The 25,436-nt window shown below is 67.2% G+C and carries 24 protein-coding genes and 2 pseudogenes; 12 read left to right on the forward strand and 14 right to left on the reverse strand.

What is annotated here, in order from left to right; translation table 11 throughout:
- Nucleotides 1-4: 4 nt before the first annotated feature.
- The 5 genes from glyQ to V5A19_RS06220 all read left to right on the forward strand — a co-directional run bounded on the left by glyQ (nt 5) and on the right by V5A19_RS06220 (nt 5,709).
- Entirely contained in the window at nt 5-883 is an 879-nt protein-coding gene (gene glyQ, locus V5A19_RS06200; protein WP_332318408.1) for a glycine--tRNA ligase subunit alpha, read from the forward strand.
- Entirely contained in the window at nt 880-3,075 is a 2,196-nt protein-coding gene (gene glyS / locus V5A19_RS06205) for a glycine--tRNA ligase subunit beta (RefSeq protein ID WP_332327738.1), read from the forward strand. Before glyQ ends, glyS begins: the two co-directional genes overlap by 4 nt.
- Nucleotides 3,072-3,626, forward strand: a complete 555-nt coding sequence (gene gmhB, locus V5A19_RS06210; RefSeq protein ID WP_332318410.1) for a D-glycero-beta-D-manno-heptose 1,7-bisphosphate 7-phosphatase — start codon at nt 3,072-3,074, stop codon at nt 3,624-3,626. The genes glyS and gmhB overlap by 4 nt, the downstream gene beginning before the upstream one ends.
- Nucleotides 3,623-4,345: a lysophospholipid acyltransferase family protein gene (locus V5A19_RS06215; protein ID WP_332318411.1), complete on the forward strand. Its 723-nt coding sequence runs from the start codon at nt 3,623-3,625 to the stop codon at nt 4,343-4,345. Before gmhB ends, V5A19_RS06215 begins: the two co-directional genes overlap by 4 nt.
- A gap of 197 nt (nt 4,346-4,542) precedes the next feature.
- On the forward strand, nt 4,543-5,709 hold the full coding sequence (locus V5A19_RS06220) for a GNAT family N-acetyltransferase (RefSeq protein WP_332318412.1): 1,167 nt from the start codon (nt 4,543-4,545) through the stop codon (nt 5,707-5,709).
- 118 nt (nt 5,710-5,827) lie between these two features.
- Here V5A19_RS06220 and V5A19_RS06225 read toward each other — a convergent pair whose 3' ends face one another.
- Nucleotides 5,828-7,120 (reverse strand): TraB/GumN family protein, encoded by a 1,293-nt coding sequence (locus V5A19_RS06225; RefSeq protein ID WP_332318413.1) that lies wholly within the window; start codon nt 7,118-7,120, stop codon nt 5,828-5,830.
- Between the two features lie 195 nt (nt 7,121-7,315).
- Between V5A19_RS06225 and V5A19_RS06230 the strand changes: the two genes are divergently transcribed.
- Together V5A19_RS06230 and V5A19_RS06235 are read left to right on the forward strand one after the other, a co-directional pair.
- Nucleotides 7,316-8,173 (forward strand): ATP-binding cassette domain-containing protein, encoded by an 858-nt coding sequence (locus tag V5A19_RS06230; RefSeq protein WP_443081427.1) that lies wholly within the window; start codon nt 7,316-7,318, stop codon nt 8,171-8,173.
- A 205-nt stretch (nt 8,174-8,378) separates the two neighbouring features.
- A complete protein-coding gene (locus tag V5A19_RS06235; protein ID WP_332318415.1) occupies nt 8,379-9,155 on the forward strand; it encodes an ABC transporter permease in 777 nt (258 codons plus the stop codon).
- A gap of 30 nt (nt 9,156-9,185) precedes the next feature.
- Here the strand turns inward: V5A19_RS06235 and V5A19_RS06240 are convergent.
- The 7 genes and pseudogenes from V5A19_RS06240 to V5A19_RS06270 all read right to left on the reverse strand — a co-directional run.
- Nucleotides 9,186-9,605, reverse strand: a pseudogene (locus V5A19_RS06240) (peroxiredoxin); the annotation flags it as partial.
- 110 nt (nt 9,606-9,715) lie between these two features.
- On the reverse strand, nt 9,716-11,200 hold the full coding sequence (gene traF / locus V5A19_RS06245) for a conjugal transfer protein TraF (RefSeq protein WP_332318416.1): 1,485 nt from the start codon (nt 11,198-11,200) through the stop codon (nt 9,716-9,718).
- Nucleotides 11,201-11,254: 54 nt separating this feature from the next.
- Complete coding sequence (locus V5A19_RS06250) at nt 11,255-11,755, reverse strand: Crp/Fnr family transcriptional regulator (RefSeq protein ID WP_332318417.1); 501 nt, start codon at nt 11,753-11,755, stop codon at nt 11,255-11,257.
- 172 nt (nt 11,756-11,927) lie between these two features.
- Entirely contained in the window at nt 11,928-14,615 is a 2,688-nt protein-coding gene (locus tag V5A19_RS06255) for an FAD-dependent oxidoreductase (protein ID WP_332318418.1), read from the reverse strand.
- Nucleotides 14,616-14,765: 150 nt separating this feature from the next.
- The gene (locus V5A19_RS06260; RefSeq protein ID WP_332318419.1) at nt 14,766-15,746 is read right to left on the reverse strand and encodes an alpha-ketoacid dehydrogenase subunit beta; all 981 of its coding nucleotides are present in this window, start codon (nt 15,744-15,746) and stop codon (nt 14,766-14,768) included.
- Between the two features lie 3 nt (nt 15,747-15,749).
- The gene (gene pdhA, locus V5A19_RS06265) at nt 15,750-16,757 is read right to left on the reverse strand and encodes a pyruvate dehydrogenase (acetyl-transferring) E1 component subunit alpha (protein ID WP_443081428.1); all 1,008 of its coding nucleotides are present in this window, start codon (nt 16,755-16,757) and stop codon (nt 15,750-15,752) included.
- Nucleotides 16,758-17,010: 253 nt separating this feature from the next.
- The gene (locus V5A19_RS06270) at nt 17,011-17,628 is read right to left on the reverse strand and encodes a superoxide dismutase (protein ID WP_332318421.1); all 618 of its coding nucleotides are present in this window, start codon (nt 17,626-17,628) and stop codon (nt 17,011-17,013) included.
- Nucleotides 17,629-17,879: 251 nt separating this feature from the next.
- On the opposite strand from V5A19_RS06270, the gene V5A19_RS06275 reads away from it, so the two are divergent.
- Together V5A19_RS06275 and argF are read left to right on the forward strand one after the other, a co-directional pair.
- A complete protein-coding gene (locus tag V5A19_RS06275; protein ID WP_332318422.1) occupies nt 17,880-19,049 on the forward strand; it encodes an aspartate aminotransferase family protein in 1,170 nt (389 codons plus the stop codon).
- Nucleotides 19,046-19,999 carry an ornithine carbamoyltransferase gene (gene argF, locus V5A19_RS06280; RefSeq protein ID WP_332318423.1) on the forward strand — a complete coding sequence of 318 codons (954 nt, stop codon included), beginning with the start codon at nt 19,046-19,048 and terminating at the stop codon, nt 19,997-19,999. The genes V5A19_RS06275 and argF overlap by 4 nt, the downstream gene beginning before the upstream one ends.
- 110 nt (nt 20,000-20,109) lie before the next feature.
- Here argF and mrtJ read toward each other — a convergent pair whose 3' ends face one another.
- Genes mrtJ through msrB form a run of 4 tightly spaced genes read right to left on the reverse strand, consistent with a single transcriptional unit; the run spans nt 20,110 to nt 22,195 of the window.
- A complete protein-coding gene (mrtJ, locus tag V5A19_RS06285) occupies nt 20,110-20,565 on the reverse strand; it encodes a JDVT-CTERM system glutamic-type intramembrane protease MrtJ (protein WP_332318424.1) in 456 nt (151 codons plus the stop codon).
- Nucleotide 20,566: 1 nt separating this feature from the next.
- Nucleotides 20,567-21,463 carry an ADP-ribosylglycohydrolase family protein gene (locus tag V5A19_RS06290; protein ID WP_332318425.1) on the reverse strand — a complete coding sequence of 299 codons (897 nt, stop codon included), beginning with the start codon at nt 21,461-21,463 and terminating at the stop codon, nt 20,567-20,569.
- Between the two features lie 3 nt (nt 21,464-21,466).
- Nucleotides 21,467-21,781: a BolA family protein gene (locus tag V5A19_RS06295; RefSeq protein ID WP_332318426.1), complete on the reverse strand. Its 315-nt coding sequence runs from the start codon at nt 21,779-21,781 to the stop codon at nt 21,467-21,469.
- Between the two features lie 3 nt (nt 21,782-21,784).
- Nucleotides 21,785-22,195, reverse strand: a complete 411-nt coding sequence (msrB, locus tag V5A19_RS06300) for a peptide-methionine (R)-S-oxide reductase MsrB (protein ID WP_332318427.1) — start codon at nt 22,193-22,195, stop codon at nt 21,785-21,787.
- 224 nt (nt 22,196-22,419) lie between these two features.
- Between msrB and V5A19_RS06305 the strand changes: the two genes are divergently transcribed.
- Entirely contained in the window at nt 22,420-23,634 is a 1,215-nt protein-coding gene (locus V5A19_RS06305; RefSeq protein ID WP_332318428.1) for an argininosuccinate synthase, read from the forward strand.
- A 154-nt stretch (nt 23,635-23,788) separates the two neighbouring features.
- On the opposite strand, the pseudogene V5A19_RS06310 reads toward V5A19_RS06305, so the two are convergent.
- A pseudogene (locus V5A19_RS06310) lies at nt 23,789-24,208 on the reverse strand (transposase); the annotation flags it as partial.
- Nucleotides 24,209-24,436: 228 nt separating this feature from the next.
- Here V5A19_RS06310 and V5A19_RS06315 point away from each other — a divergent pair.
- Complete coding sequence (locus V5A19_RS06315; protein ID WP_332318430.1) at nt 24,437-24,670, forward strand: DUF433 domain-containing protein; 234 nt, start codon at nt 24,437-24,439, stop codon at nt 24,668-24,670.
- Entirely contained in the window at nt 24,670-25,011 is a 342-nt protein-coding gene (locus V5A19_RS06320; RefSeq protein WP_332318431.1) for a DUF5615 family PIN-like protein, read from the forward strand. The genes V5A19_RS06315 and V5A19_RS06320 overlap by 1 nt, the downstream gene beginning before the upstream one ends.
- 69 nt (nt 25,012-25,080) lie before the next feature.
- Here the strand turns inward: V5A19_RS06320 and V5A19_RS06325 are convergent, their stop codons facing one another.
- On the reverse strand, nt 25,081-25,275 hold the full coding sequence (locus V5A19_RS06325; RefSeq protein ID WP_332318432.1) for a hypothetical protein: 195 nt from the start codon (nt 25,273-25,275) through the stop codon (nt 25,081-25,083).
- Nucleotides 25,276-25,436 lie beyond the last annotated feature (161 nt).

Raw genomic sequence — 25,436 nt, forward strand, 5'->3', positions numbered from 1 at the left:
GACCTTGACCTTCCAGCAGCTGATCTTCGCCCTGGAGCGCTACTGGGCCGAGCAGGGCTGCGTCATCCAGCAGCCCATTGATATCGAGGTGGGCGCGGGCACCTTCCACCCCGCCACCTTCCTGCGCTCCCTGGGGCCCGAGCCGTGGCGGGCCGCCTACGTTCAGCCCTCCCGCCGGCCCACCGACGGCCGCTACGGCGACAACCCCAACCGCCTGCAGTACTACTACCAGTTCCAGGTGGTGCTCAAGCCCTCGCCGCTGGCCATCCAGGAGCAGTTCCTGGGCTCCCTCAAGGCCCTTGGCGTGGACCCGCTGGTGCACGACATCCGCTTCGTGGAGGACGACTGGGAGTCGCCCACCCTGGGCGCCTGGGGCCTGGGCTGGGAGGTGTGGCTCAACGGCATGGAGATCGCCCAGTTCACCTATTTCCAGCAGGCGGGGGGCTTTGATTGCCGGCCGGTGACCGGCGAGCTCACCTACGGCCTGGAACGCATCGCCATGTACCTGCAGGCGGTGGAGTCGGTGTTCGATCTGGCCTGGAGCGAGGACCTGTCCTACGGCGAGGTGTCGCACCAGAACGAGGTGGAGTTCTCCCGCTACAACTTCGAGGCCGCCGACACCGACCTGCTGTTCCACCAGTTCACCGCCTTCGAGACCGAATGCACCCGCCTGCTGGAGGCGGGCCTGGCACTGCCGGCCTACGACCAGTGCCTGAAGAGCTCGCACGTGTTCAACATGCTCGACGCCCGCCACGCCATCAGCGTCACCGAGCGCGCCCGCTACATCGCTCGGGTGCGCGACCTGGCCAAGGGCTGCGCCGAGGGCTATCTGACCGAGCGTGAGCGGCAGGGCTACCCGCTGCTCAAGGAGGGCTCGGCATGAGCGAGGCGTTCACTTCCCGGGCCCTGCTGCTGGAGATCGGCGTCGAGGAGCTGCCGGCGGGGATGCAGGAGCGCCTGGCGGAGGATCTCCGCCTCCGCTTGGACGCTGCACTGGCCGATAGCGATCTTCTGGAAGAGAGCCAGGACTCCGTTTACACCACCCCCCGCCGCCTGGCGGTGTTCTTCCCGGCCGTGGCCGAGCGCCAGCCCGACCGCGAGGTGGAGCACCGGGGCCCGCCGGTTTCCGCCGCCTTCGATGGCAACGGCGTGCCCACCAAGGCGGCCAGCGGCTTCGCCGGCCGCTTCGGCGTGGACGCCAGCGAGCTGGAGCGCCGGCATACGGAGCAGGGCGAGTACCTGTTCTTCACCGAGCACCAAAGCGGGCGCGAGGCCCCCGCGGTGCTAGCCGAGGTGCTGCCCCAGGTGATCCACGACCTGCCGGTGCCCAAGCGCATGCGCTGGGGCGATCAAGAGTGGGGCTTCGCCCGGCCGGTGCACTGGGTCCTGGCCCTTTTCGGCGGCGACGTGGTGCCCTTCGAGTTGAGCGGCATCGCCTCGGACCGCTTCACCCGGGGGCACCGCTACCACGCCCCGGACCCCGTGCACCTGCACGAGGCGGACGAGGGCGGCTACACCGGGCTTCTGCGGGAAAATTTTGTCGTGGCAAATGCTACTGAGCGGTACGGGGAAATTAAGAAGGGGGTGGAATCCCAGGCTCAGACTGCCGGCGGCGCCCTTCCCGATAGCCCGGCGGTGGCCGGCCTGCTGGACGAGGTGACCGGGCTGGTGGAGTGGCCGGTGGCCTTCACCGGAGGGTTCGACCCCAATTTCCTGGAGCTGCCCCGGGAGGTCCCGGAGACCTCCATGGAGAAGCACCAGAAGTTCTTCCCCGTGGAGGACACCGACGGCAACCTTATGGCCGCCTTCGTGGCCGTGGCCAACATCGACTCCAAGGATAAGGCCGCCCTGCGGGCCGGCCACGAGCGCGTCCTGCGGGCGCGGCTGGAGGATGCCCGCTTCTTCTGGGCCGAGGACCGCCGGCGCCCGCTCGCCGACCGGGTGGGTGATCTCAAGCACGTGGTGTTCCAGGCCAAGCTGGGGACCCTGTACGACAAGGCCGAGCGCCTGGCCCTGCTGGCCCCGGCTGTGAGCGAGGCCTTCGACCCCTCGGTGGCCGCGCTGACCGAGCGTGCCGGCTGGCTGGCCAAGGCCGACCTGCTCACCGACATGGTGGACGAGTTCGATACCCTCCAGGGGCTCATGGGCGGCTACTACGCCGCCGAGGATGGTGAGGACCCGCAGGTGGCCGCCGCCCTGGCCGAGCAGTACCGTCCCGGCCATGCCGAAGACGACCTGCCGGCGACCGGCACCGGCACTGCCCTGGCCATCGCCGACCGCCTGGACACCATGGTGGGCTGCTTCGGCATCGGCCTGGAGCCCACCGGCAGCAAGGACCCCTTCGCCCTGCGGCGGGCCGCCATCGGCATCCAGCGAATGGCCATCGAGGGCCGTATCCACCTGGAACTGCCCGAGCTCATCCGCCGCGCCTACCGCGCCTTCGATGGCCGCATGGAGCGGGCCGAGGACGAGGTGGCCGATGCCGTGCTGGACTTCCTCAACGAGCGCCTGGCCCCCATGTACGTGGAGGCGGTGACGGAGGAGAAGGGTTCTTTCGCCTACTGGGACGTCATCAGCGAAAGCCGGGAGGTTGCCAGAGAGCACGGCACGTCCGAATGCCATCCGGACAAGAGCCGCGTGGCCGCTGTGCTCAGCCTGCGGCCCACCGACCCCTTTGATGCCCACCTGCGGCTCAAGGGGCTGCTGGCGCTGCTGGCCCATCCCGACGCCGAAGCCCTGATCAGCGCCAACAAGCGCATCGGCAACATCCTGCGCAAGGCGGAGGAAGCCGTCCCCGATGCCTTCGATCCCGGGGCCTTCACCGAAGCGGCGGAAACCGCCCTGGCCGAGGCTTTCGAGGGCGTGCGCGCCCGCTTCGAGGACGCCGTCGCCGGCGGCGACTACACCACCGCCCTGCTGGCCCTCGCTGAGCTGCGCGGACCCGCGGACCGGTTCTTCGACGAGGTGCTGGTGATGGCCGCCGACGACGCTGTCCGCCGCAACCGCCTCGCCCTCCTCAAGACCATCCACGCCGCCGCCCGAAGCGTGGCGGACCTGTCCCACCTGCCCGGATGAGCCGTCTGCCGCCCTGCGTCTTGGTGGACCGCGACGGCGTCCTCAACGAAGACAGGCCGGACCATGTCCGGTCCCCGGATGAGTGGGTATGGCTGGACGGGGTCCCCGAGGCCTTGGCCCGGCTGAGGGCGGCCGGCATCCGTGTGGCGGTGGTTACCAACCAGTCGGGCCTCGGCCAGGGCATCTTGTCCCCCGAGGATCTGGAGCGGATTCACGGCCGCATGACGGCCGAGGCCGGCGATGCCGGCGGCCGCATCGACGGGGTCTTCTTCTGTCCGCACGTGGATGCCGACGCCTGTGGCTGTCGGAAGCCGCTTCCGGGCCTGCTCCATCAGGCGGCCGAGGATCTCGGGTGCGAGCTGACCGATGTCCCCTTCGTCGGCGATGCCGAACGGGACCTTCAGGCCGCGCTGGCCGCCGGGGCCGAACCGGTGCTGGTGCGCACCGGCAAGGGGGCGGCAACCGAGAGCCGGGGGCTGCCGCCCGGCACGGTGGTCCATGCCGATCTGCCCGCCTTCGTTGACAGCCTTCTGGAGGCCGCATCGGCATGATGGCCGGTATCCGCTCGGCGCTGTTCTACGTTGGCCTGGGCGTGGTCACGCCGCTGTTCGCCATCCCCCTGCTGGCTGTTTGGCCCTTGCCCTTTGCCGTTCGCGAAAGCATTGCCCGGGGCTGGTGCCACACGGTCCTGTTCTGGCTGCGCCTTACCTGCGGGGTCCGTCACCGGGTGGAGGGGATGGCCAACCTGCCGCCCGGGCCCGCCGTTATCCTGTCCAAGCACCAGTCCGCCTGGGAGACCATCGCCTTCCGGACGGTCTTCCCCGCGCACCTGTCCTGGGTGCTCAAGCGGGTCCTTTTCCGCATCCCCTTCTACGGCTGGTCCCTCAAGGCCCTGCAGGAGATCGGCATCGAACGCGATTCCACCCGCGAGGCCTTGAGGCAGGTGGAGACTCTGGGGCGGGAGCATCTGGCGGGCGGCCGCTGGGTGGTGCTCTTCCCCGAGGGCACCCGCATGCCCCCGGGCGAGACCGGCAAGTACGCCCAGGGCGGCGCCCGCCTAGCGGTGGCTGCCGGGGTGCCGGTGGTCCCGGTGGCGCTCAACTCTGGGCTTTGCTGGCCCCGCTCCGACTGGCGCAAGTATCCCGGAACCATCACCCTGCGCATCGGTCCGAGCATTGACCCGGAGGGTCTGTCCGCTGCCGAGCTGAACCGCCGTGTCCGGGACTGGATCGAGGCGCAGCAGCGGGAACTGGACCGCACCGCCTGCTGAGTCCGTTCGCCTATTTCTAATTGGAAACAGAAGTAAAGTTTCCCGAAGCGGCCGAGGCAAAAAGCGACTTGGGGATGCCCGCAGGGCAGGGTTCCCCGGAGCGATCTGCCTCCGGCCTCGGGCGGCTACCCTGACAAAACTTCTGTTCTCTTTGGTAAGGCGTAGCCTGCACCATCCGGTCCGAACCCAGGGATCCCATGTCCGATACCCAGTTCGCCAACGGTGTCACCGACTTCGAACCGGCCGAGTGGGATGCCCTCGCGGGGTCCGATCCCTTCCTGAGCCATGCCTTTCTGGCCGGCCTGGAGCGGACCGGCTGCGTCGGCCGGGGCACCGGGTGGCACCCGGTGCCGGTGGCGGTGCGAGACCATGCGGGGCGGCTGGTGGGGGCGGCGCCGCTTTACCTCAAGGACCACTCCTTCGGCGAGTTCGTGTTCGACTGGGGCTGGGCCGGTGCCGCTCAGCGCAACGGCCTGCCTTATTACCCCAAGCTGGTGGCGGCGGTGCCCTTTTCGCCGGTGAGCGGCTCCCGGCTTTTGGTTCATGCGGAGGCCAACGCCACCGAAGTTCGTGAGCGCCTGCTCACCGCCGCCGACGAGCTGGCCGGGCGTTACCAGTGCGGCGCTATCCAGTGGCTGTTCCCCGACCAAGGAGATCAGGCCGCCCTGGAGGCCACCGGCTACATGGGCCGCCGGGATGTCCAGTTCCACTGGCGCAACCGCGTTTACACCGACTTTGAGGCCTTCCTGGCCGATTTCTCCTCGAGCAAGCGCAAGCAGACCCGCAAGGAGCGGCGGCGGGCGGCGGACCTGGGCTTTAACATCGTGGTGCGCCACGGTGGCGAGATTGGCCCCGAGCAGTGGGCGGCCTTCCATGAGGGCTATGCCATGACCACCGAGATGCGCGGCGCCCCGGCCTATCTAAATCGGCCCTTCTTCGAGCACCTGGGGCGGGCCCTGGGCGACCGGGTGGTGCTAATCAGTGCCGAGCGCGACGGCGAAATGGTGGCCTCCGCGCTCAACCTGCGCTCCGACTACGCCCTGTTTGGGCGCTACTGGAGCGCGCGCGAGGAGCACGACTTCCTGCACTTCGAGCTGTGCTTCTATCAGGGCATCGACTACGCCATCGCCCACGGTCTGGAGCGCTTCGAGGGCGGCGCCCAGGGCGAGCACAAGATCAAGCGCGGCTTCGTCCCCACCGTGACCAATAGCGCCCACTGGATCCGCCATCCCGGCCTGCTTGATGCGGTAGCCAACTTTCTGGACCGCGAGCGTCCGCAAGTGACGTCCTACGCCCGCCAGGTGGCCGGGCACCTGCCGTTCAAGGAGGGGGTCAAGGTCGGTGTCGGCGAGGCCGGCGAGTAGCCGAAAAGGCGGGAGGCCTGCTTTGTAGGACCGGCCCCCCGCCGCGACCCGGTCGCAGCTAGGCATCGATCGTGGCGAGGCGGCCGCTCCTGCGGTGGGCTCCGGGTCTTGAGGGTGGTCAGCGGACCAGCTGCTCGATGATGCGGAAGCCGGCCAGGTAGGTGCCGATGGCCGAGCCCATGGTGGACATGATGAACACCAGCAGGATGCGCGCCACCCGATTGCGCCACCAGCCCTTTAGGTGGGTGATGTCGGAGCGCAGGCTGTCGAAATCGGTCACACGCGGCCGGCGGAGGCCGGTTTCGATGGCGGCCACCACCATGCCGGCGCCCACGGTGGGGTTGAGGCTGGTGATGGGGGCGGCGACGAAGGCGCCCGCCACGGTCAGCACGTGGGCCCCGGCAATGGCGGCGCCGAGGGCGCTCAGGGCGCCGTTGATGACCACCCATTCGCCCATGAGGCGGAAGCCCAACTCGGCGCTTTGCCGGAAACCCATGACGAAGGCTACCGCCACGGCCGCCACCACCAGCCAGGGGATGGCCCGAAGCCAGCGGCGTCGGGGCGGCATCTGGTTGAGCTCGTCGATGGTGGTTGCCGGGTCGGCGGCATCGCTGCGGCTGAGCTCGTCAACCATGCCGGCGAGGTGGCCGGCACCCACCACCGCCAGCACGTGGTCGCGGTTGCCGGTTTCCACCCCATCCCCAACGCCTTGATCGAAAGAACCGGAGCGGCGGGAAGCGGCCACCTCCTGGCGCAGCCGGGCCGCCATGAAGCGGTCCCGCTCCCCCACCAGGTGGTTGTAGAGCCGTGGCGAGTGCTCGGCGAACTCGCCGAAGGTGCTCTCCAGGACGTCGCCTTCCTTGAGGCGCTCGATGTCGTCCTCGGTGACCTTCTCCCGCGACAGGAAGCTGGTGAGCAGGCCGCCCACCAGCGCCAGGCGGTGGGTCCAGGGCACGCCCCAAAGGAGGCGCTTGAGGGTGATGCCCACCTCCCGGTCGATGAGCCACAGCGGCACGGCTTGCTCATCGGCCGCATCGATAGCGGCCCGCATCTCGGCGCCTGGGTCCACGCCCAGCTGCTCCGCGAGACGCTGCTGGTAGGCGGAAACCGCCAGGTGGGCGGCCAGGGTGCCTGCACGCCCCTCCCGGATGACCCGGAACAGGTCGGTCTCGCCCCAGGAGTCGGGCTGGGTCAGGGTCCGGTAGCGCGAAGGGCACAGCTCCACCGCCACGGCGTCGTAGTCGCCGCTGGCAAGGAACCGCGCTACCTCCTCGGCGCTGGTGCGGGAGACGTGTGCGGTGCCCAGGAGGGTGACCCGGGTGTCGCCGATGGTCACGGTCTCCGTGGGCCCGGGGGGAGTCTCCTGGTCGGAAGCGTCGGAGGGGGTGTTGTTACTGATAGCCTTGGGCATCTGTGTTGCCGAGCGAGGTCAGTGTCCCGCAATGGTACCGGAGCGAAAAGGAATCGCCTAACCGTGTCGGAAATCTCCGCCAATGCCCCTCAAGCCCAAGCCCCCGAGCGACCCGGCAGCCCCGCAGGGGAAAGAGGTACTCGGCGGCCAGCGGTCCGGGCTGGGGGGCTCACCAAGCGTTACCACGGCAACACGGTGGTCGACGGCATCGACCTGGAGGTGCGCCGGGGCGAGTGCTTCGGGGTGCTCGGGCCTAACGGCGCCGGCAAGAGCACCAGCATCCGCATGATCCTGGGGCTCTCACCCATCACCGCGGGCAGCTTGAGCGTCCTGGGCGAGCCCATCCCCGCCGCCGTGCGCTCCGTGCGCTCCCGCTGCGGGGTGGTGCCCCAGAGCGACAACCTGGATGTGGACCTGACGGTAGCGGCCAACCTTCGGGTCTACGCCAGCTATTTCGGGCTCAAGGGGCGCGTGGTGGCGGAGCGCATCGATCGCCTGCTGGACTTCTTCCAGCTGGGAAAACGGCGCGAGGCTCCAATAGAGGCCCTCTCCGGGGGCATGCAGCGTCGCCTATCGCTGGCCCGAGCCTTGATCAACGACCCGGAGCTGGTGGTTCTGGACGAGCCCACCACCGGTCTCGACCCCCAGGCCCGGCGGCTGGTGTGGCAGCAGCTGCGGCGGCTGCGGGAGGAGGGGCGAACCCTGCTTCTGACCACCCACTATATGGAGGAGGCGGCCCGGTTGTGCGACCGTCTAGTGGTCATGGATGCCGGCCGCATCATGGACCAGGGCAGCCCTACCAATCTGGTGGCCCGCCACGTGGAGCCCCACGTTATCGAGGTCCCCATGGAGCAGGCCGGCGTACCCGAGGTTGGCGATCTGGCCGCTGTGCGGACGGTCCATGCTGGCGATACCGCCTACCTGTACACGGCAGAGCCGGAACTGGTGCTGGATCGGCTGCACGCCGCCGGCCAGAACACCCACTTCCACCGGCTGGCCAACCTAGAGGACGTCTTCCTACGCCTTACCGGCCACGAGCTTGCTGAAGAGTAAGGAGTGAAGGCTGAGGAGTGAGGTGCAACGGTGAGAACGGCCCATCCGCAGATGACCCAGATAGGCACAGATACCCACGAAATCCAGGCTATAAGCCGATCCGGAATATGATTAGCATGCTAATGGTTACGGGGAGTGCCTCGGTGGGTAGGCGTTTTGGGCCGTTGCGCCTCACCCCTCACGCCTCCTTCCTCACGGCAATGCCATGCTCCAGCTAGCTATTCCCCATCCCCGGTTCATCGCCGTCTGGCTTCGCAATGTGCGGGTATGGCGGCGCTACGCTTGGCCTTCGCTGCTGGGCAACTTCGGCGAGCCGCTGCTGTACCTGCTGGGCCTGGGCTACGGTTTGGGACGTTACATCGAAGGCATGGCGGACATGCCCTACATGGTCTATCTGGCCTCGGGTATCCTGTGCGCCACGGCCATGAACACCGCCAGCTTCGAGGGCCTGTACGCCGCCTACACCCGCATGACGCGCCAGGACACCTACGGCGCCATGCTGGCCACGCCGCTGCAGCTGCCGGAGGTGGTGGCCGGGGAGGTTGCCTGGTGCGCTACCAAGAGCCTGATTTCCGGGGTCACTCTGTTCGTGGTGGCCCTGGCGCTGGGGGCCATCCCTATGGACCCGGTCACCCTGACGGTCCTGCCGGTGGTGATCCTCATCGGGCTTGCTTTTGGCGCGTTGGCCATGCTCATCACCAGCCTGGCGCCGTCCTACGACTTCTTCCTGTACTACTTTACCCTTTTCATAACGCCCATGTTCCTGTTCTCCGGGGTGTTCTACCCGGTGGGCACGCTGCCCTCCTGGCTCCAGACCGCCATCCACTTCCTGCCCCTGGTCCACGGGGTGGAGCTGGTGCGGCCCATCCTGGCAGGCCAGCTGCCCGACACCATTGCTCTCCACCTTCTGGTTCTGGGCCTCTACCTGGTGGGGGCCTATCAGCTGGCGGTCGCCCGGCTGCGGCGACGGCTGCTGGTTTAGGGCAATGGCATAGAGGGGAGGCATACGTTCCTACCCGTCCCGGTCCATCCCCCTTTCCAGGACCTCGGCGGCGGGGCCCTGGGCCTTCACCCCGTAGCCGCCGATACGGATCATGCCCGCGCCGCCGATAACGCAGGTGGAGCGCACCACGCCGTGGACCGTCTTGCCCTGCCTGTTGGTCTTCTCCTTGAGCACCCCGTAGGCGGCGCAGGCGGTCTCGTCGGGATCGACAGCCAGCGGGAAGCGCATGTCGTGCTCGGCGGCGACACTGGTGTGGCGCCTCAACGAGTCGCGGGAGATGCCGATGATCTCGGCGCCGAGCCCCTTAAGCGGGGGGCAGAGGTCCCGGAGCTCCTGGCCCTGGGTGCTGGCCTTCGAATAGAAATAGACCACCAAGACCTGACCCTTGAGGTCGGATAGGCGCAAAGTGCCGTCTCGGGTGGCTTCAAGCTCAAAATCGGGGGGCTACGGTTAGCCCTTCGGCCATGGGCTGGACCTTCCCGCATCAATGAACCGGGCCCGCCGCGTGGCGGGCCCTGCAAGCGGGTTGGTCAGGATAACTAGAAGTCGACGCTGAGCTCAGCGGTGGCCCGGGCCTCCCGGGGCCGGTCCTCGCCGTCCACAGTGGTCTCGTCAGCAGACATGGCGCCGGCAACGTCCAGGCGGACGGCCCACAGGTTCAGGCCCAGCCCGGCGGTGTACACGGTGCCGATGTCGTCCTCGGCCATGTTGTTGTAGCTGCCGGCGCGCAGTGCCAGGAAGCGGAAAGCGTCCCACTCGAGGCCGGCGGAGAGGTACTGGGTTTCGTAGTTGTTGCGCACCGTCTCCTGGGCGGTGAGTTCGTAGTCCACCTCCAGGGTCAGGGTGTTGAAGGGGATGAAGGCAAACCCGGCGCGGGCCTGGGGGTCCAGGGTGACATCGTCGTATTTGTAATTGGTTTCCGGATCGCGGAAGCCATCGAAGGAGGGGCTGTTGAGATTGCGCCCCATGAAACCGACCTGGAACATCTCCCAGCGGCCCATGATGCCGACGTCCACGCCGACGTTGGTGGTCTCCTCGTAGCGCTCGTCGGTCTTGGCGACGACGTCGTCGGAGTCGTCGTCGAAGATGACAACCTGGTTGCCGTAGACACGGCCTTTCATGAACTTGAGATTGCCGCCCACCGACCAGGTCTCGTTGATGGCGTAGCCGTAGGTCAGCGGCACCTCCATGACGCCGAAGCCGCGGAAGGTGACTTGGGTATCATTTTGGTTAAGGTTGCCAGTGCCTGATCGGGCATCGGAAAGGAGCTTAACGGCTTGGTCCAGGTTTTTGGAATCAACCTGGACGTTCGAGTTTTTAAGTAGATCATCTATGGCGTCCGCATCGCCGGTATCCCACCCGCTAGTATTTTTTATGGTGTCGTATTGATTCTGGGTGAGAACATCCCGGCCGGGACTAGTACTGCCCGAATACTCAGAGGAGGGATCAAAGGAACCAGAGATACCTAAATTGCTGGAATCCAATTGATCGACCCGTCCAGTGGCTTGAGCCATGCCGCGGACCCCTAGACCCCAGTTGCCGAAGCGCAGGGCGGTCCCGGCGGTGGCGTCGGCGCTGAAGGCGTTACCCGGGTCGTCGATGCCGGCCAAGTCGTTAGTCAACTGGACTACGCGCTCCAACTCACTCTGGTTCTTGATGCCGTCGGTAAGGGTGTTCAGGTCAGCGCCGGCGAGACGGTCCACATAATAGGCGGCCTTGCCGTGGAGCCGATAGCCGCCGCCGCCGTCAAGGCCCACGCCCCAGTCCTTCCGGCCAAGATTGTTGTTGTCCACGGCGAGCTGGTCGCCGGTGGCGCCCCGTATACCGAAAAAGCCGAAGGCGGCCGGGTTGTAGTACTGGGCGTTGCGGTCGTCGGTGGCGGCAGTTAGCGCGCCGCCCATGGCCTGACCTCGCCCGCCCACGAAAAAGCTGTCCAGGGCGGTTGCCGGGGTGGCGATGGCGAAAGCCGCCACCGCGGTAGCGCCAAGGAGAATGTGGCGGAGACGGCGTTCGGGCTGGCTCAAAGCGAACTCCCCGTGGCGGTAACACTCGTTGGGGCGCTGCTGATCCGATCCAAGCTAGCTCTTGGCCGTACCGGCGCCCACGATGTACTCGGTGACCTGGCTGTATTCGCTGCTGATGCGCCGGAAGAGGTGGTCGAGACTGATCAGGGCGTGCTCGAGCAGGTTCACCGCAATGTAGGGATGCTCCACCCGCAGGCGCTTGTACATCTCCCGTGACAGCCTGAGCACCTTGGTGGTGCCGGGGCCGGAGGTCATGCGCACCGAGCGCGGCTGCTTGTCGAAGAAGGACATCTCTCCGGCGAGTTCGCCATCGTACAGACGCCCAGACTCCACCTCGTTGCCCTGGCTGTCCTGATGCTCCAGCTTGACCTCCCCGGAGACCACCAAATAGAGGTTCTCGCCCACTTGGCCGATCTCGGCGATGACCTCGTCCCGGTCGAATTCCTCGTAGGCGAGGAAATCCAGTAGGGTGTCAATCTCCTGCAGGGTCATGGACTGACAGATATGCTGGTGCTTGAGGAAGTCCTGGAGCTCGATTTTCTGGTTCCCGGTCATCGCCAACAACTCCCGTTAAAGCGTCTTTTGGAGGCCGCCGCCAAGGTACGTTGGGCAAGGAAGGCCTATTAGTACCATGTTGGCAGCTAGCGCGTTTCCACCCTATCAAAAGATAACGGACGGGGTAGCCCCGCCCGTGTGAAATGTTTCGGCCTAGGCGAGGTAACCTACACTACGCCCTGGCCTTTTTCTTGGCCGCCCGCTTCAAACGGCCTAGCAGGCGCCGCGCGAGGTCGCCGAACAGCTCGGTCTGGGTGGGGTGGGGATGGATGGCCTCGGCGACCTGATCCACCGTGAGGCGCCCGGAAACCATCATCACAGCCTCGCCGAGCAGGGTATCGGCGTGGTCGGCGAGGATATGAACGCCCAGGATCCGGTGGGTGGTCTTGTCCACCACCATCTTGATAAGGCCGTCTTCCTCGCCCTCGATCATGGCCATGGCATCGATCTTGACTAGGGTTTTGGCGGCCACCGGATCGAAGCCGCGCTCCTTGGCCTGCTCCTCGGTCAGCCCGGCAAAGGCTGACTCGGGGCGGGTGAAGATGACGCCGCAGTCCCGTGCCTGGTCGTACTTGGTGCGCTCGCCCAAAAGGTTGGAAGCGGCTATGCGGCCCTGGGTGGCGGCGGTGTGGGCAAGCATCAGCCCCGGTACGACGTCGCCCACGGCGAAAATATGGCCGGCGGAGGTGGCGCCGCGGGCGTCCACCTGGATGAAGCCGTCCTCGGTATCTACCCCCGCGGCCTCCAGGCCCAGACCGTCCAGCTGGGGCCGCTTGCCAGTGGCCATGAGGACGCGGTCCACGGTCACCTGGTGGTCCTTGCCCTCGCTGTCGGAGAAATGGACGGTAAGGTTGCCGGGTGCCCCCTCGATCTTGGTCACTTTGCTGCCCAAGTGGAGAGTCAGGTCGTCTTCGTCCTCGAGCAGCTTGCCCAGCTCCTTGGCCACCTCGCCATCGACCTCCGGCAGGACCCGGTTTTGGACTTCGAAGGTGGTGACCTTGGCGCCGAAATCGCGGAAGATCTGGGCCATCTCCAGGCCGATGGCGCCGGCGCCCAGGACCGCCAGGCGCTTGGGCGGCTCGGCCAGGTCCCAGATGGTGTTGGAGGTCTCCACGCCGTCCAGATCCGCGCCCGGAATGGGTGGCACGAACGGCGGTGCGCCGGTGGCGATGATGGCGGCGCCGAAGGTGAGGGTCTGCTCGTTGCCCTCGGCGTCGGTGTAGGCCAGGGAATGCTCGCCGGTTAACCGGGCCCGGCCCTGGCGGTAGTCGATCTTGAGGCCCTTGTCGGCCTTGAAGGCCATCTGGCCCCGGTTGTTGAGGACCTCTCGACGGTGCTCCTCCAGGGCCTGCCAGTTTAGCCTGGGCTTGTCCGTGCCCTCCACGCCCAGCAGGGAGTCGCCGGCGCGGTCGCGCATGCGGTTGGCCGACGCCCGCCAGGCCTTGGAGGGGATGCAGCCGCGCCACAGGCACTCGCCGCCGGGAAGGGCCTCGTCGTTGATCAGGGCCACGGAGTGGCCGTTCTCGGCCAGTTCGCGGGCGGCGTCCTCGCCGCCGGTACCGCCGCCGAGGATGGCCACTTCCACGTCCCAGTCGGCCTCGGGGATGAGCGGGAAGCCGCCTTCCAGCCAGCTGTCCGGGTTCTCGATCAGGCCCTTGAGGTCGCTTAGATAGCGGGCGGCGTCGGCGCCGTTGATGACCCGGTGGTCGCAGGACAGGGTAAGGCCCATGCCGTCCTCGCCCACCGTACCCACTGCCAGAATGGCGCTGGCCCCGGGCACCGGGATGGCGTCGAAGTACTCGATGCCGAACATGCCCAGGTTGGAGAGCATGATAGTGGGGTGCTCGTACTCGTCCGGGGTCAGCCGGCGCTGACGGGCGCGATCCACAAGGTCCTTCCAGCTGCCGGCCAGCTCGGTGAGCTCGCGGTTGTTGACGTCGCGCAGGACCGGCACCACCAGGCCGCCCTTGGCCGCCTCCACGGCGATGCCCACATCGACGTTGGAGCGCTCCACGATCTTGTCGCCGGCCTGGTAGGCGTTGTTTATCGCCGGGTGGCCCTTGATGGCCTCACTGCAAGCGCGGGCAAGCAGCACCGTGAAGCTCACCCCCATGGACTTGGCGGCCTGCTGCAGGCGCTCAGGGTGGGCGTGCAGATTCACCCGGAACAGCGGCATGGCCAAGGTTTCCTGCATATTCTGGGCCACCGCCCGCTCCAGCGAGCTCATGTCGCGCTCCTCGCCGGGAATCTTGCGCGGTTGAGGGGCGGCAGGCTGGGCCGCCGGGGCGCCGGCGGGAGCGGCCGCCTGGACATCGTCGGCAGTGATCTCGCCCTCGGGACCGGTGCCGGTGACGCGCTCCAGGTCCACGCTCATCAGGCGGGCCACCACCCGAGCATAGGGGGTGACCTTCTTGCCCGCGGGCCGGGGCGCCGGCTGGGCCGGACCTGCGGGCGCGTGCGACGCCGCGGCGGACTCGGGCTGGGCAGGGGCCGGCTGGGAGGCCGCGGGCTGGCTGGGCTGGCCCGGCTGCTCGGCGGCGTGGGCCTCGCCGCCGCCCTCCCCCGGCTCGCCACCGCCGGCCGGGGCCTCGGCCTCGGTGGCTTCCACCTCTTCGGCGGAAGCCACCAGGTAGGCGATGGCCTCGCCCACGGGCACCGAGGTGTCCACCGGGGTCAGCGGCCCAGAGAGATAGCCCTCGCGGAAGACCTCCACGTCCATGATGGCCTTGTCGGTCTCCACCTGGGCCACTACATCGCCGCGGCTTACGAAATCGCCGGGCTGCTTCTCCCATTCAACCAGCACGCCCTCGGTCATGGTGTCCGAGAGCTGGGGCATCTTGACGGTGTAGCTGCTCGCCATAGTCCGTGTCCTGTTGAGGGGAGGTAATACCGCCGTGTCAGGTGCTTCGAGCCCGTTTGTAGGAGCGGGTACCAGCCGCGACTGCCCAGAGTGGCCAACGGGGTCCGGGCCGGTGGCCGGCCCTAAGGGGCCATTGGAACAGGGTCACACCTAGGCGCGGCCCAGCAGCTTCCGGGTGGCCTCGGCGACGCGGTCGGCGTCGGGCAGGGCGGCATGCTCCAGCTTGGGGTTGTAGGGGACAGGCGTGTCTTCGGCGGTCACCCGTTTGGGCGGGGCGTCGAGCTCGAAGAAGCACTCCTCGTTGATTACCGCCATGATCTCGGCGCTCATGCCCACCGGGGCCTCGTCTTCGGTCACTACCATGGCCTTGTGGGTCTGGGCCAGTGATTGGCGGATGGTTTCGCCATCGATGGGCTTGAGGCTGCGCAGGTCGATGACCTCGGCGGAGATACCGTGCTCGGCCAGCTTGTCGGCGGCGGCCAGGTTCCAGTGGGTGCTCATGAGGTAGCCGATCAGGGTGACGTCGCTGCCCTCGCGCACCACCCGCGCACCCTCTAGCGGGGCGAAGTGCTCCTCGTCGGCGACCTCGCCCTTGAGATTGTAGATGGCCTCGTGCTCCAGGATGATCACCGGGTCGTCGCAGCGGACGGCCGTCTTGAGCATGCCGTAGGCGTCACCGGGAAAGGCCGGAGTCACCACCCGCAGGCCGGAGGTGCCGGCGAACACCTTCTCCAGGCGTCCGGAGTGCTGCGCGCCGAGCTGGTGAGCGACGCCGCCAGGACTGCGGATGACCACCGGACACTCCAGCTGGCCGCCGGACATGTAGCGGATCTTGGCGGCGGCGTTGATGATCTGGTCGGTGGCCAGAAGCGCGAAGTTCACCGACATGATCTCGACAATGGGCCGGCAGCCGATCATGGAGGCGCCGATGCCGATGCCGGTGTAGCTGTTCTCGGATATGGGCGCGTCGACGACGCGCTCTTCACCGTACTTGTCGAACAAGCCCTGGGTGGCCTTGTAGGTGCCCCCGGGCAGGCCGATGTCCTCGCCCATGGCGAACACCAGGGGATCGTGGGCCAGCTCCTCGTCGTGCGCGCGGCGTACCGCGTCCCAGTAGAAGATCTCCGCCATGGTCTATTTGCCTCCGCCGGGGATCTGGCCTAGCGCGGTGCTGGTGTCGTCATCGAGAACGTACTTGGTCAGCTCCGCCACGTCGGGCTCCGGGCTGTTCTCGGCGAACGGGACGATCTCGTCGTCGAGCTGTTGCTGCGCGTCCCGGTCCATTTGGTCGAATTCCTCGGCGTCGATGACACCCTCGTGGACCAGCTGGTCGCGGAACAGATAGACCGGGTCGCGCTCCATCCAGCGCTTGATCTCGGCCTCCGAGCGGTAGCCGCGCCCGGAGTCGGACATGGAGTGGCCGCGCAGCCGGTAGGTCATCAGCTCTAGGAAGTAGGGCCCCTTGCCGGAGCGCACGTGCTCGATGGCCTCGTCAGCGGCGGTCATGACCGTGTCCACGTCCTGACCGTCCACCTGATTGGCGGCCATGGCATAGCCCTGGGCCCGCTTGTACTGGTCGTGGACCGGGGTGGAGCGCTCCAGGGAGGTGCCGATGGCGTAGAGATTGTTCTCGCACACGAACAGCACCGGTAGCTCCCAGAGCTGGGCCATGTTCATGGTTTCGTGGAAGGTGCCCTGGTTGTTGGCGCCATCGCCCATGAAGCAGATGGCGATCTGATCGGTGCCCTTCATGCGGATCCCCTTGCCCAGGCCTGCCGCCAAGGGATAGGGCTCGCCGACCAGGGCGTAGCCGCCCATGAAGTGGTTGGCGGCATCGAAGATGTGCATGGAGCCACCGCGTCCGCGGGAGGAGCCGTTCTCCTTGGCGAACAGCTCGGCCATGACCCCCTTGGGATCGGCGCCGCACTTGATGGCGTGGACGTGGTCCCGGTAGCCGGTGATGACGTAGTCGTGGCCCATGCGGGCGCGCTCCAGAACCCCGAAGGCGCAGGCCTCCTGGCCCGGGTAGAGATGCAGGAAACCGCCGATGTCGCGATGGTGGTAGGCCTCGGCGCAGCGCTCCTCGAAGCGGCGTGCGAACACCATTTCACCGAGCAGCCGCTTGCGGTCATTGGCCGCCATGGGGGCTTCCATGGGCGCGTCCTTTCGTCGGTATGCAGAAGCTGAATCGTTCAGGCGGGTTCACTTATGCCGGCAGCGTATGATTCCCGGAAGACCCCTCGAGGTCAAGCCGGCGGGCCTTTTCCTGCCGTTTGTGCTCCGGTCCATCGTAAAAAGGGCGTCCTGCCACTGAACCGGGCAGGGGATTGCCCGTAACCCCTGCCATTAGGGGTTTCGTGGCGGGACGCCGCAAACAACCGCGGCCGTGATCGGCCTAGAAGCGGTTCAGAACCTTACCCTCCTGGGCCGCCTTGGTCCGCTCGTCGATCAGGCCCCAGTTGAGGTTGTCCACCACCGCGTCGATGTAGGCACCGCGTCCGCCAGCGCCGTGGTCCACCATCCAGGCATGCTCCCAGCAGTCCATGACCACCAAGGGGATGAAGCCGGAGATGTGGCCCTCTTCGTGGTGCTGGATGAAGTGGTTGTTAACCTGGCCGGTGACGGGGTCGTAATAGGTTATGGTCCAGCCGATGCCGCGTGACTTGCCGCAGGTCTTGAAGTCCTCGGCCCAGGCGTCAACGGAGCCGAAACTCTCGGCCACCAGCGCGCCGAAGGGCCCGTCGTGGTTCATGTCGACGCCGGCCTTGAGATTCCCGAAGTAGTACTCGTGCAGGACCATGCCGTCGTACTCGAAGCCGAAGCGGCGGCGACGGTCGGTGTACGCGGCGGTGCCGCCCTCGCCGTTGCCCCGCATGTCGGCGAGCTGGTTGTTAAGGGCGTTAACGTTGTTCACATAGCCGACGTAGAGATTCCAGTGGTCGTTGATCTGCTCGTCGGAGATGCCGTTGAGCCCCGAGGGCTTGAGTTCTTCACGAACGCTGTAAACGGACAATGTTGCACCCTCCTGTTTTTCGGAAGTCGTTGCCGCATGGGGATTTGGAAAAACCCGGAGTGGAGCCTCCGGGTGGTGCTAACCCCTTGGATGGGGGCGGTCAGACGTCTTGATGGAATCGTTGATTATAGACACGGTGTCGAACTCCCGACAATGGCGACGGCCGGCGCTTCTGCTAATGGGCCCTAGAAATTGTTGGCTTGCAGAGAAGGGCCGGATATACTCACCGGTTTTTCCCGGAGCCGATCCCCATGTCGAGCTCGAACGTGATGGATACCTACAGCCGGCTTCCCGTGGCCTTCGCCAGCGGGCGCGGCGCCACCCTGACCGATACCGAGGGCCGGGACTACCTGGATGCGCTCGGCGGCATCGCCGTGTGCGCTCTTGGCCATGCCCATCCCGCCGTCACCGAGGCCGTCTGCGAGCAGGCAGGGCTTTTGGTGCACACATCCAATATCTACGGCGTCCCCTTGCAGAAAGAGGTGGCCTCGGAGCTTGCCCGACTGTCCGGCCTCGACCGGGTGTTCTTTGCCAATTCCGGGGCCGAAGCCAATGAGTCGGCCATCAAACTGGCACGGCGCTACGGCCACGACGTACACGACATCGAGCGCCCAGAGATCGTGGTCATGCAGTCCAGCTTCCACGGCCGGACCCTGGCCACCCTCACCGCCACCGGCAACCGCAAGGTCCAGGCCGGGTTCGAGCCCCTGGTTCCCGGGTTTAAGCGCATCCCCTACAACGATCTTGAGGCCGTGGAGCGGGTGGCCTCTGAGTCAACCGTGGCGGTGCTGGTGGAGCCCATCCAGGGCGAAGGCGGTGTGATCGTTCCAGAGGAGGGCTACCTGGCTGGCCTGCGCCGCATCTGCGATGAGCGCGGCTGGCTGCTCATGATCGACGAGGTGCAGACCGGCATGGGGCGCACCGGTGCCTGGTTCGCCTATCAGCACGCCGGCATCCGTCCGGACGTGGTGACCCTGGCCAAGGCCCTGGGCAACGGCGTCCCGGTGGGCGCCATGCTGGCCGATGAGGCGGTGGGGCGGGTGTTCGCTCCGGGCACCCATGCCTCCACCTTCGGCGGCAATCCCCTTGCCATGGCCGCCGCCCGAGCGGTGATCGCGACCATCGAGCGCGATGACCTGGTTCGTGCCGCCGCCGACACCGGCGACTATCTCATGGGCCGGCTGCGCGCGACGCTGGGCCAGCGCCCCGAGGTCACCGAGGTGCGCGGCCGCGGTCTGATGATCGGCATCGAGGTGAACGGCGATCTGTCGGAACTGGTATCGCGGGCACTGGGGCACAACCTGTTGATCAACGTGACCGCCGGTAACACCATCCGGTTGCTGCCGCCGCTGATCCTGACGCGCGAGGAGGCCGACCGCATCGTCACGGGCCTGGACTACTTGCTGGGAGAGGTCCTGTGAGCCCCTCGGCTCGCCGTAGGCAGGAAGCAGGCGGGAAAACCAGGCCGGGCAGCCCACGCCATTTCCTGCGCCTGGACGACCTCGGCAGTGGCGAGGTGGAGACCCTCCTGGAGCGAGCGGTTGCCCTCAAAGCCTACCGCCGCACCGGCGTGGACCACGCCAATCTCATCCGCCGGGTTCTGGGCATGATCTTCGAGAAGCCCTCAACCCGCACCCGGGTTTCCTTCGAGGCGGGTATCTACCAACTCGGCGGCCACGGCATGTTCCTCTCACCGGACGACCTCCAGCTAGGCCGCGGCGAGCCCATCGGTGATACCGCCGAGGTGGTCTCCCGCATGGTGGACGGGGTCATGATCCGGACCTTTGGCCACCACCGGGTGGAGGCGTTTGCGGCCGCCAGCTACGTGCCGGTTATCAACGGCCTCACCGACAGCTACCACCCCTGCCAGGTGCTCACCGACCTGTTCACATGGTACGAGCAGCGCGGCTCCATTAGCGGTCGCACCGTGGCCTGGATCGGCGACGGCAACAATATGGCCCACTCCTGGATCAAAGCCGCCGTCCTGCTGGGCTTCGAACTGCGCCTGGCCTGTCCGGAGGGCTTCGAGCCCGACCCCGCCATCCTGGAAGGTGGCGCCAGTCACGCCACCGTGATGCGGGACCCCCGTGCCGCGGCGCAAGGCGCCGACATCGTCACCACCGACGTGTGGGCCAGCATGGGGCAGGAGGCGGAATCCGACGACCGCGAGCGGGCCTTCGGGGCTTACCAGGTGGACAGCGACCTCATGGCCGCCGCCAAGCCGGACGCCCTGTTCATGCACTGCCTGCCCGCCCATCGCGGCGAGGAGGTCACCGCCGAGGTCCTGGACGGACCGCAAAGCGTGGTTTGGGAAGAAGCCGAGAACCGGATGCACGCCCAGAAGGCGCTGATGGAGATGCTGCTGGCCTAAGGGGTCGCAAATCTCGGGGAACTGCCGGGGCCGTCCCTAAGGCCGGCCCTTGGCGTGTCCGGATGGCCCCTGGTGTTCGGCCCCGGGCCAGAGGGCGCCGGAGCGGGCCATCAGGGCGGATACAGCAGGAAAAAACCGCCGTTGTAGAAGGCGTGCAGGGCGATGGGTGTGGCCAGAGTGGCGTGGCGTTCGCGGAAGAAGCCGAAAACCAGGCCCGGAAAAAGCACGGCGGCGGCCCACAGGGGCGGTTGGCTGATCAGGTGGAGCAGGCCGAACGCCGCCGCCTGGCCCGCGTTGGCGGCGGTCAGGGGGCCCCAGCGGCGGCGCCACAGCCGCCCCAGGCCTTCCTGGACCAGGCCGCGGAAGGCGGCCTCCTCCAGGATGGGCAGGGCCAGAACGAGGTAGAGGAAGGTGAGGGGGGCGGCCACCGCCCCAGCGAGCGGCGCCGCCGGGGGCTGGAGCCAGACCAGCACCGCCCAAACCGGCAGGGCGGCCGCCAGGGCGGCGCCCAGCAGTGGATCCCGCCACGGCGGGCGGTGGCTTTCTTCGGCCGGGGGCGGGGCCATGTCAGGTCGTTTCCGGCAGCGGCTCGTGCGCCTGCAGCCAGACGGCCGGAACGCTGTCGCGACCGCTAGCCATTATGGCCACTCCGCCGGCAATGGCGCCAGTGGTGTCCCGATCGCCCCCGCCCGAGACGGTGGTCCACAGGGTGGCGGCGTAGTCGCCGAGATGGCGGGAGGCGCACCACAGGGCGAAGGGCATCGTATCCGGCGCTGTAACGCGGCTGCCGTTGCCGAGCTTGGCCGCCGCCTGGCCCACCGGGGTCACCGGCGGCAGCTGGCGGGCCGAGTCCAGCCCGCGGCGGGTGGTGCCTTCGGGTGTGCCGTGCCGGGCCGCCGCCAGCGGATCCTCGCCACGTGTCGCCGCCGAAGCTGCCAGGGCCACCGCTACGGCGCCCGCTTGGCCCTCCGGGTGGGCGTGGGTCACCGCCGCCGATTGACGAGCGTTTTCCGCCGCCGCCTCGGGATCGTCGGCGAAGTAAGCGCCCACGGGGGCCACTCGCATGGCGCCGCCGTTGCCCAGCGAGCCCTGGCCGCCGAAGCCGGTTTGAGCCAGCGAGCGCCAGTCGCCGCCGTCGCCGATGTCGGCCAGGAGCTGGGCCGTCTTGCGGCTGTAGCCCCGGTGGGGCTCGGTCCGGAAGTTACGCGCGAACGCCGCCGCCAGGGCGTCGGGCTCTATGGCGCCGTGCTCGGCCAGCACCGACACGACGCCGATCGCCATGGCGGTATCGTCGGTCCAGGGCCAGGGCCAGGGCCAGGGGCCGGCCGGCAGCTCGGGCCACGCGCCCGTCGCCAGCTCCCCGGCCCGGCGGGGATCGAAGGACAGCTCGCCGAAGGCGTCGCCCACCGACAGCCCCTCCAGGGCCAGCCGGGCGCGCTCCAGCGGCTCCCCGCCGGCGCCCACGGGCTACTTGCCCGCCCCGCCCAGGCACTGGGGCGAGGCCAGGGTCTCGCGGTCCTTGGCCGCCCATTCGGCCGGGGTCAGGGTGTGGAGGGACAGGGCGTGGACCGGCCCCGCCAGCTCGTCGGCCAGGACGCGGTTGATGGTGCGCTGGCGGCCCACCCGCTTCTGGCCCTCGAAGGCCGGGGACACCACGTACACCTTGAAGTGGGATTCGGAGCCCTCCGGCACATTGTGCATGTGGCTCTCGTTGAGGACTTCCAGGTGGACGGGTTCCAGCTCCTGGCTCAGCTTGTGCTCTATGGTTTCCTGCACGCTCATGGCTTATTCCTTGTCCGTTTCCAGTTGAAGGCACACCGAATTGATGCAGTAGCGCAGGCCGGTGGGCTCGGGGCCGTCCTCGAAGACGTGGCCCAGATGGGAGTCGCAGGTGGCGCAGCGTGCCTCGGTGCGCACCATCCCCAGGCTGGCGTCGCGCTCGGTGGCCACGGCGTCCCCGGCCAACGGCTGCCAGTAGCTCGGCCAGCCGGTGCCAGAGTCGAACTTGTGGGCGCTATGGAAAAGGGGCGCGCCGCAAGCCGCGCAATGGTAGACGCCGCCGGCCTTGGTATGGACGTACTCCCCGGAGAACGGCGGCTCGGTTCCCCCCTCCCGGCACACCCGGTACTGCTCCGGTGTCAAGCGGGCGCGCCACTCCGCCTCGGTGGCCGGAAGGGGCTCGGTGTTATCGGGCATGGCGGGATCCTTTTGCTCGGTAGCGGGGGGATCGCGGCTCTCGCCGCTCCTCCAGAGGGCTGCACGCCTGTGACAGGGGCGAAAGCCCCGACGCCTCTTCCCCCGACTTAGATGCCCGAACGGGGCTCAGGTTTTACCGGGACTCGACGGCAGCAGCCGCCAGTGGAAGAATTGCGCCCCCCGCTGCAGGGTCCAGTGGCATGCCAGCAAGGAAGGTAAGCGACATGGCGGACGTCAACAAGGTGGTGCTGGCCTACTCTGGTGGTCTGGACACCTCCATCATTCTCAAGTGGCTCCAGGACACTTACGGCTGCGAGGTGGTGACCTGCACCGCCGACATCGGCCAGGGCGAAGAGGTGGAGCCCGCCCGGGCCAAGGCCGAGCAGCTCGGCGTCTCCCAGATCTACATCGACGACCTGCGCGAGGAGTTCGCGCGCGACTTCGTCTTTCCCATGTTCCGGGCCAACACTGTCTACGAGGGCAAGTACCTCCTCGGCACCTCCATCGCCCGGCCCCTGATCGCCAAGCGCCAGATCGAGATCGCCCGCGCCACCGGTGCCGACGCGGTGGCCCATGGCGCAACTGGCAAGGGCAACGACCAGGTGCGCTTCGAGCTGGGCTACTACGGCCTGGACCCGGACATCCGCGTCATCGCTCCCTGGCGGGAGTGGGACCTGGGCTCCCGCGAGAAGCTCATGGCCTACGCCGAGGCTCACGGCATTCCCGTGGAGGGCAAGCAGGAAGGGGGCGGCTCGCCCTACTCCATGGACGCCAACCTCCTCCATATCTCCTACGAAGGGGGGGTGTTGGAGGACCCCTGGGCCGAGCCCGAGGAGGCCATGTTCCTGTGGTCGGTGAGCCCCGAGCAGGCACCCGACCGGCCCACCTACATCGACATCGGCTTCGGCGGCGGCGACCCCGTGGCCCTCGACGGCGAGGCCCTGGCGCCCCACGAGCTGCTCTCAAAGCTAAACCAGCTGGGCATGGCCAACGGCATCGGCCGCGTAGACATCGTCGAGAACCGCTACGTGGGCATGAAGTCCCGCGGCGTCTACGAGACCCCCGGCGGCACCATCCTGCTGGAGGCCCACCGCGCCATGGAGTCGCTCACCCTCGACCGCGAGGCCGCCCACCTCAAGGACGAGCTCATGCCGCGCTACGCTGAGCTCATCTACAACGGCTACTGGTGGGCCCCCGAGCGCGAGATGCTCCAGGCCGCCATCGACGCCAGCCAGGGCGACGTCACCGGCACCGTTCGCCTCAAGCTGTACAAGGGCAGCGCCACCGTGGTCGGCCGGACCTCGGAAAAGAGCCTCTACGACCCCGACCTGGCCACCTTCGAGGAGGAGACGGTCTACGACCAGGCCGACGCCGAGGGCTTCATCAAATTGAACGCCCTGCGCCTGCGGATGGGGCGGAAGATCGGCGGGGCGGAGTGACAAGCCCGGCCCTGGGAAGGGCTCCCCAAAGACCCCGCCCGAAGGCGGGGTTTTTTAGCGACCGGGGACGCACTGCCGCCAGCTGAACGGGGTGGCGGGGGCGGTGCGCCCGGGTGAAAAACAAGGTGGGTGTCCTTTAGGTACAGGTACCGCCATTGCTCCACGGCCAATCGCCGGGGTTACGGACCATGCCCGCGCGGACGGGGTTGAGCACCACATAGCGCGCCAGTTCGAGCAGGTAGCTGTCGCCGTCGACTAGGATCGCCTTGTAGCGGCCCTGGAATAGGTGACCCGTGCGTCCGTGGCGGCGATTGCTGTACTGCGTGAACACGCCGTTGAGCTGGCGCATGCCTTTCGAGAGATTCGCATCCGGCGTTTCGATCACCAGGGGGTAGTCATTGGTCATCAGGCCGTAGGCATGACAGAGCCAGTTGAAATCCGCCACCACCTGCCCGAGGGTCTCGAGGAATGCCTCGCGGTCGTCGTCATCCTCGTAAATCGCCTCGCGGCGGTCGCCACGAGCCGTCACGTGGTAGAGCGCTCCTGAGAACTCGATGGGGATCGGTCGTGCCATAGGGGCGAACGTATCAGGAACCCATCCCGGATGCTATGTTTCTAGACCTGACCCCAGGTTCCCATTCGGGCGGTTCTGCGGGGGTTTCGTCGGGAAACCGGCGTCTCTACCCGACCCTTTCTACCGAGGTGGGTGTCCCATAGGTTCCCGCCAACTTCCCCCTTTCCACGGGGGAGTGGTATTTTTGCTGTGGCAACCCGGTACCCTCGCCTTGCAAGGACCAAAACCATGGCTGAGTCCGTGCTTCAGCGCATTACCACCGACCCCGCGGTCTGCGGCGGCCATCCTTGCATTCGCGGCCTGCGTATTCGGGTTAGTGACGTCCTGGACCTCCTGGCGAGCGGCGCCACCCGGGAGGAAATCCTGGGGGACTACCCCTACCTGGAGCCCGAAGACATCCAGGCCGCCCTCGCTTATGCCGCCCGCCAGGCCGACCACACCGTCATCGACGCCGCTTTGTAGTGCGCTTCCTCGTGGACGCCCAGCTTCCCCCTGCCCTTGCCAGGTGGCTCATCGAACAAGGGCATCACGCCTACCATGTGGTGGATCTGGGGCTGGAGGCTTCGCCGGACCTTGAGATCTGGCGGGTGGCACACGAGCGGGAAGCGGTGGTTATCTCCAAGGACGAGGACTTCGTAACGCTCGTCACCCTTCAGCCCGAGCAGGCACAGGTGGTCTGGATCCGACTGGGGAACACCACCAAGCGCGGTCTGCTCCAGTGGTTTGCCCCCTTGCTTCAAGGCATCGTGGAGGCCCTGGAGCGGGGCGAACGGTTGGTTGAGGTTAAGGGCAAGGCGAGATGAATCACCGCCCCCTTCCCGCTTATCCCCTCCTGGCCCGCTACTCCGCCACCCACCGATAAATCACTGGAATCACAAGCAGCCGGAGTGGGTGTCCGTTAGGTTGACGGCCAGGCCCTGAATGGCTTCCCCGAATGGCAGCAGCTCCTCCAGGATCGCTCTAAGATCGGTCGCCAGCTTGCGCACCCGCACCTGCTGGCCGTCGCCATCAACCGGAACCAGCACCAAGTTGTTGGAATGCAGGTCGATTCCGCCGTACATTGCCATTGCCGACTCCTTCGTTGGGCTCCGTTGGTTGGTTCTTTCCCCAACGGTACCCCAAAGCGAGGAGCCGGCTAATGATTCTTCAGGTCTTGCTTTTTGCTTCGCCGGTGTTTTCGGAAAAGGAGCCTAAGAGGCAAAAAACAAGACCTGACCCCGTTGACGGA

Source organism: Thiohalorhabdus sp. (assembly GCF_036628635.1).
In the GTDB taxonomy this organism is placed as follows: domain Bacteria; phylum Pseudomonadota; class Gammaproteobacteria; order Thiohalorhabdales; family Thiohalorhabdaceae; genus Thiohalorhabdus.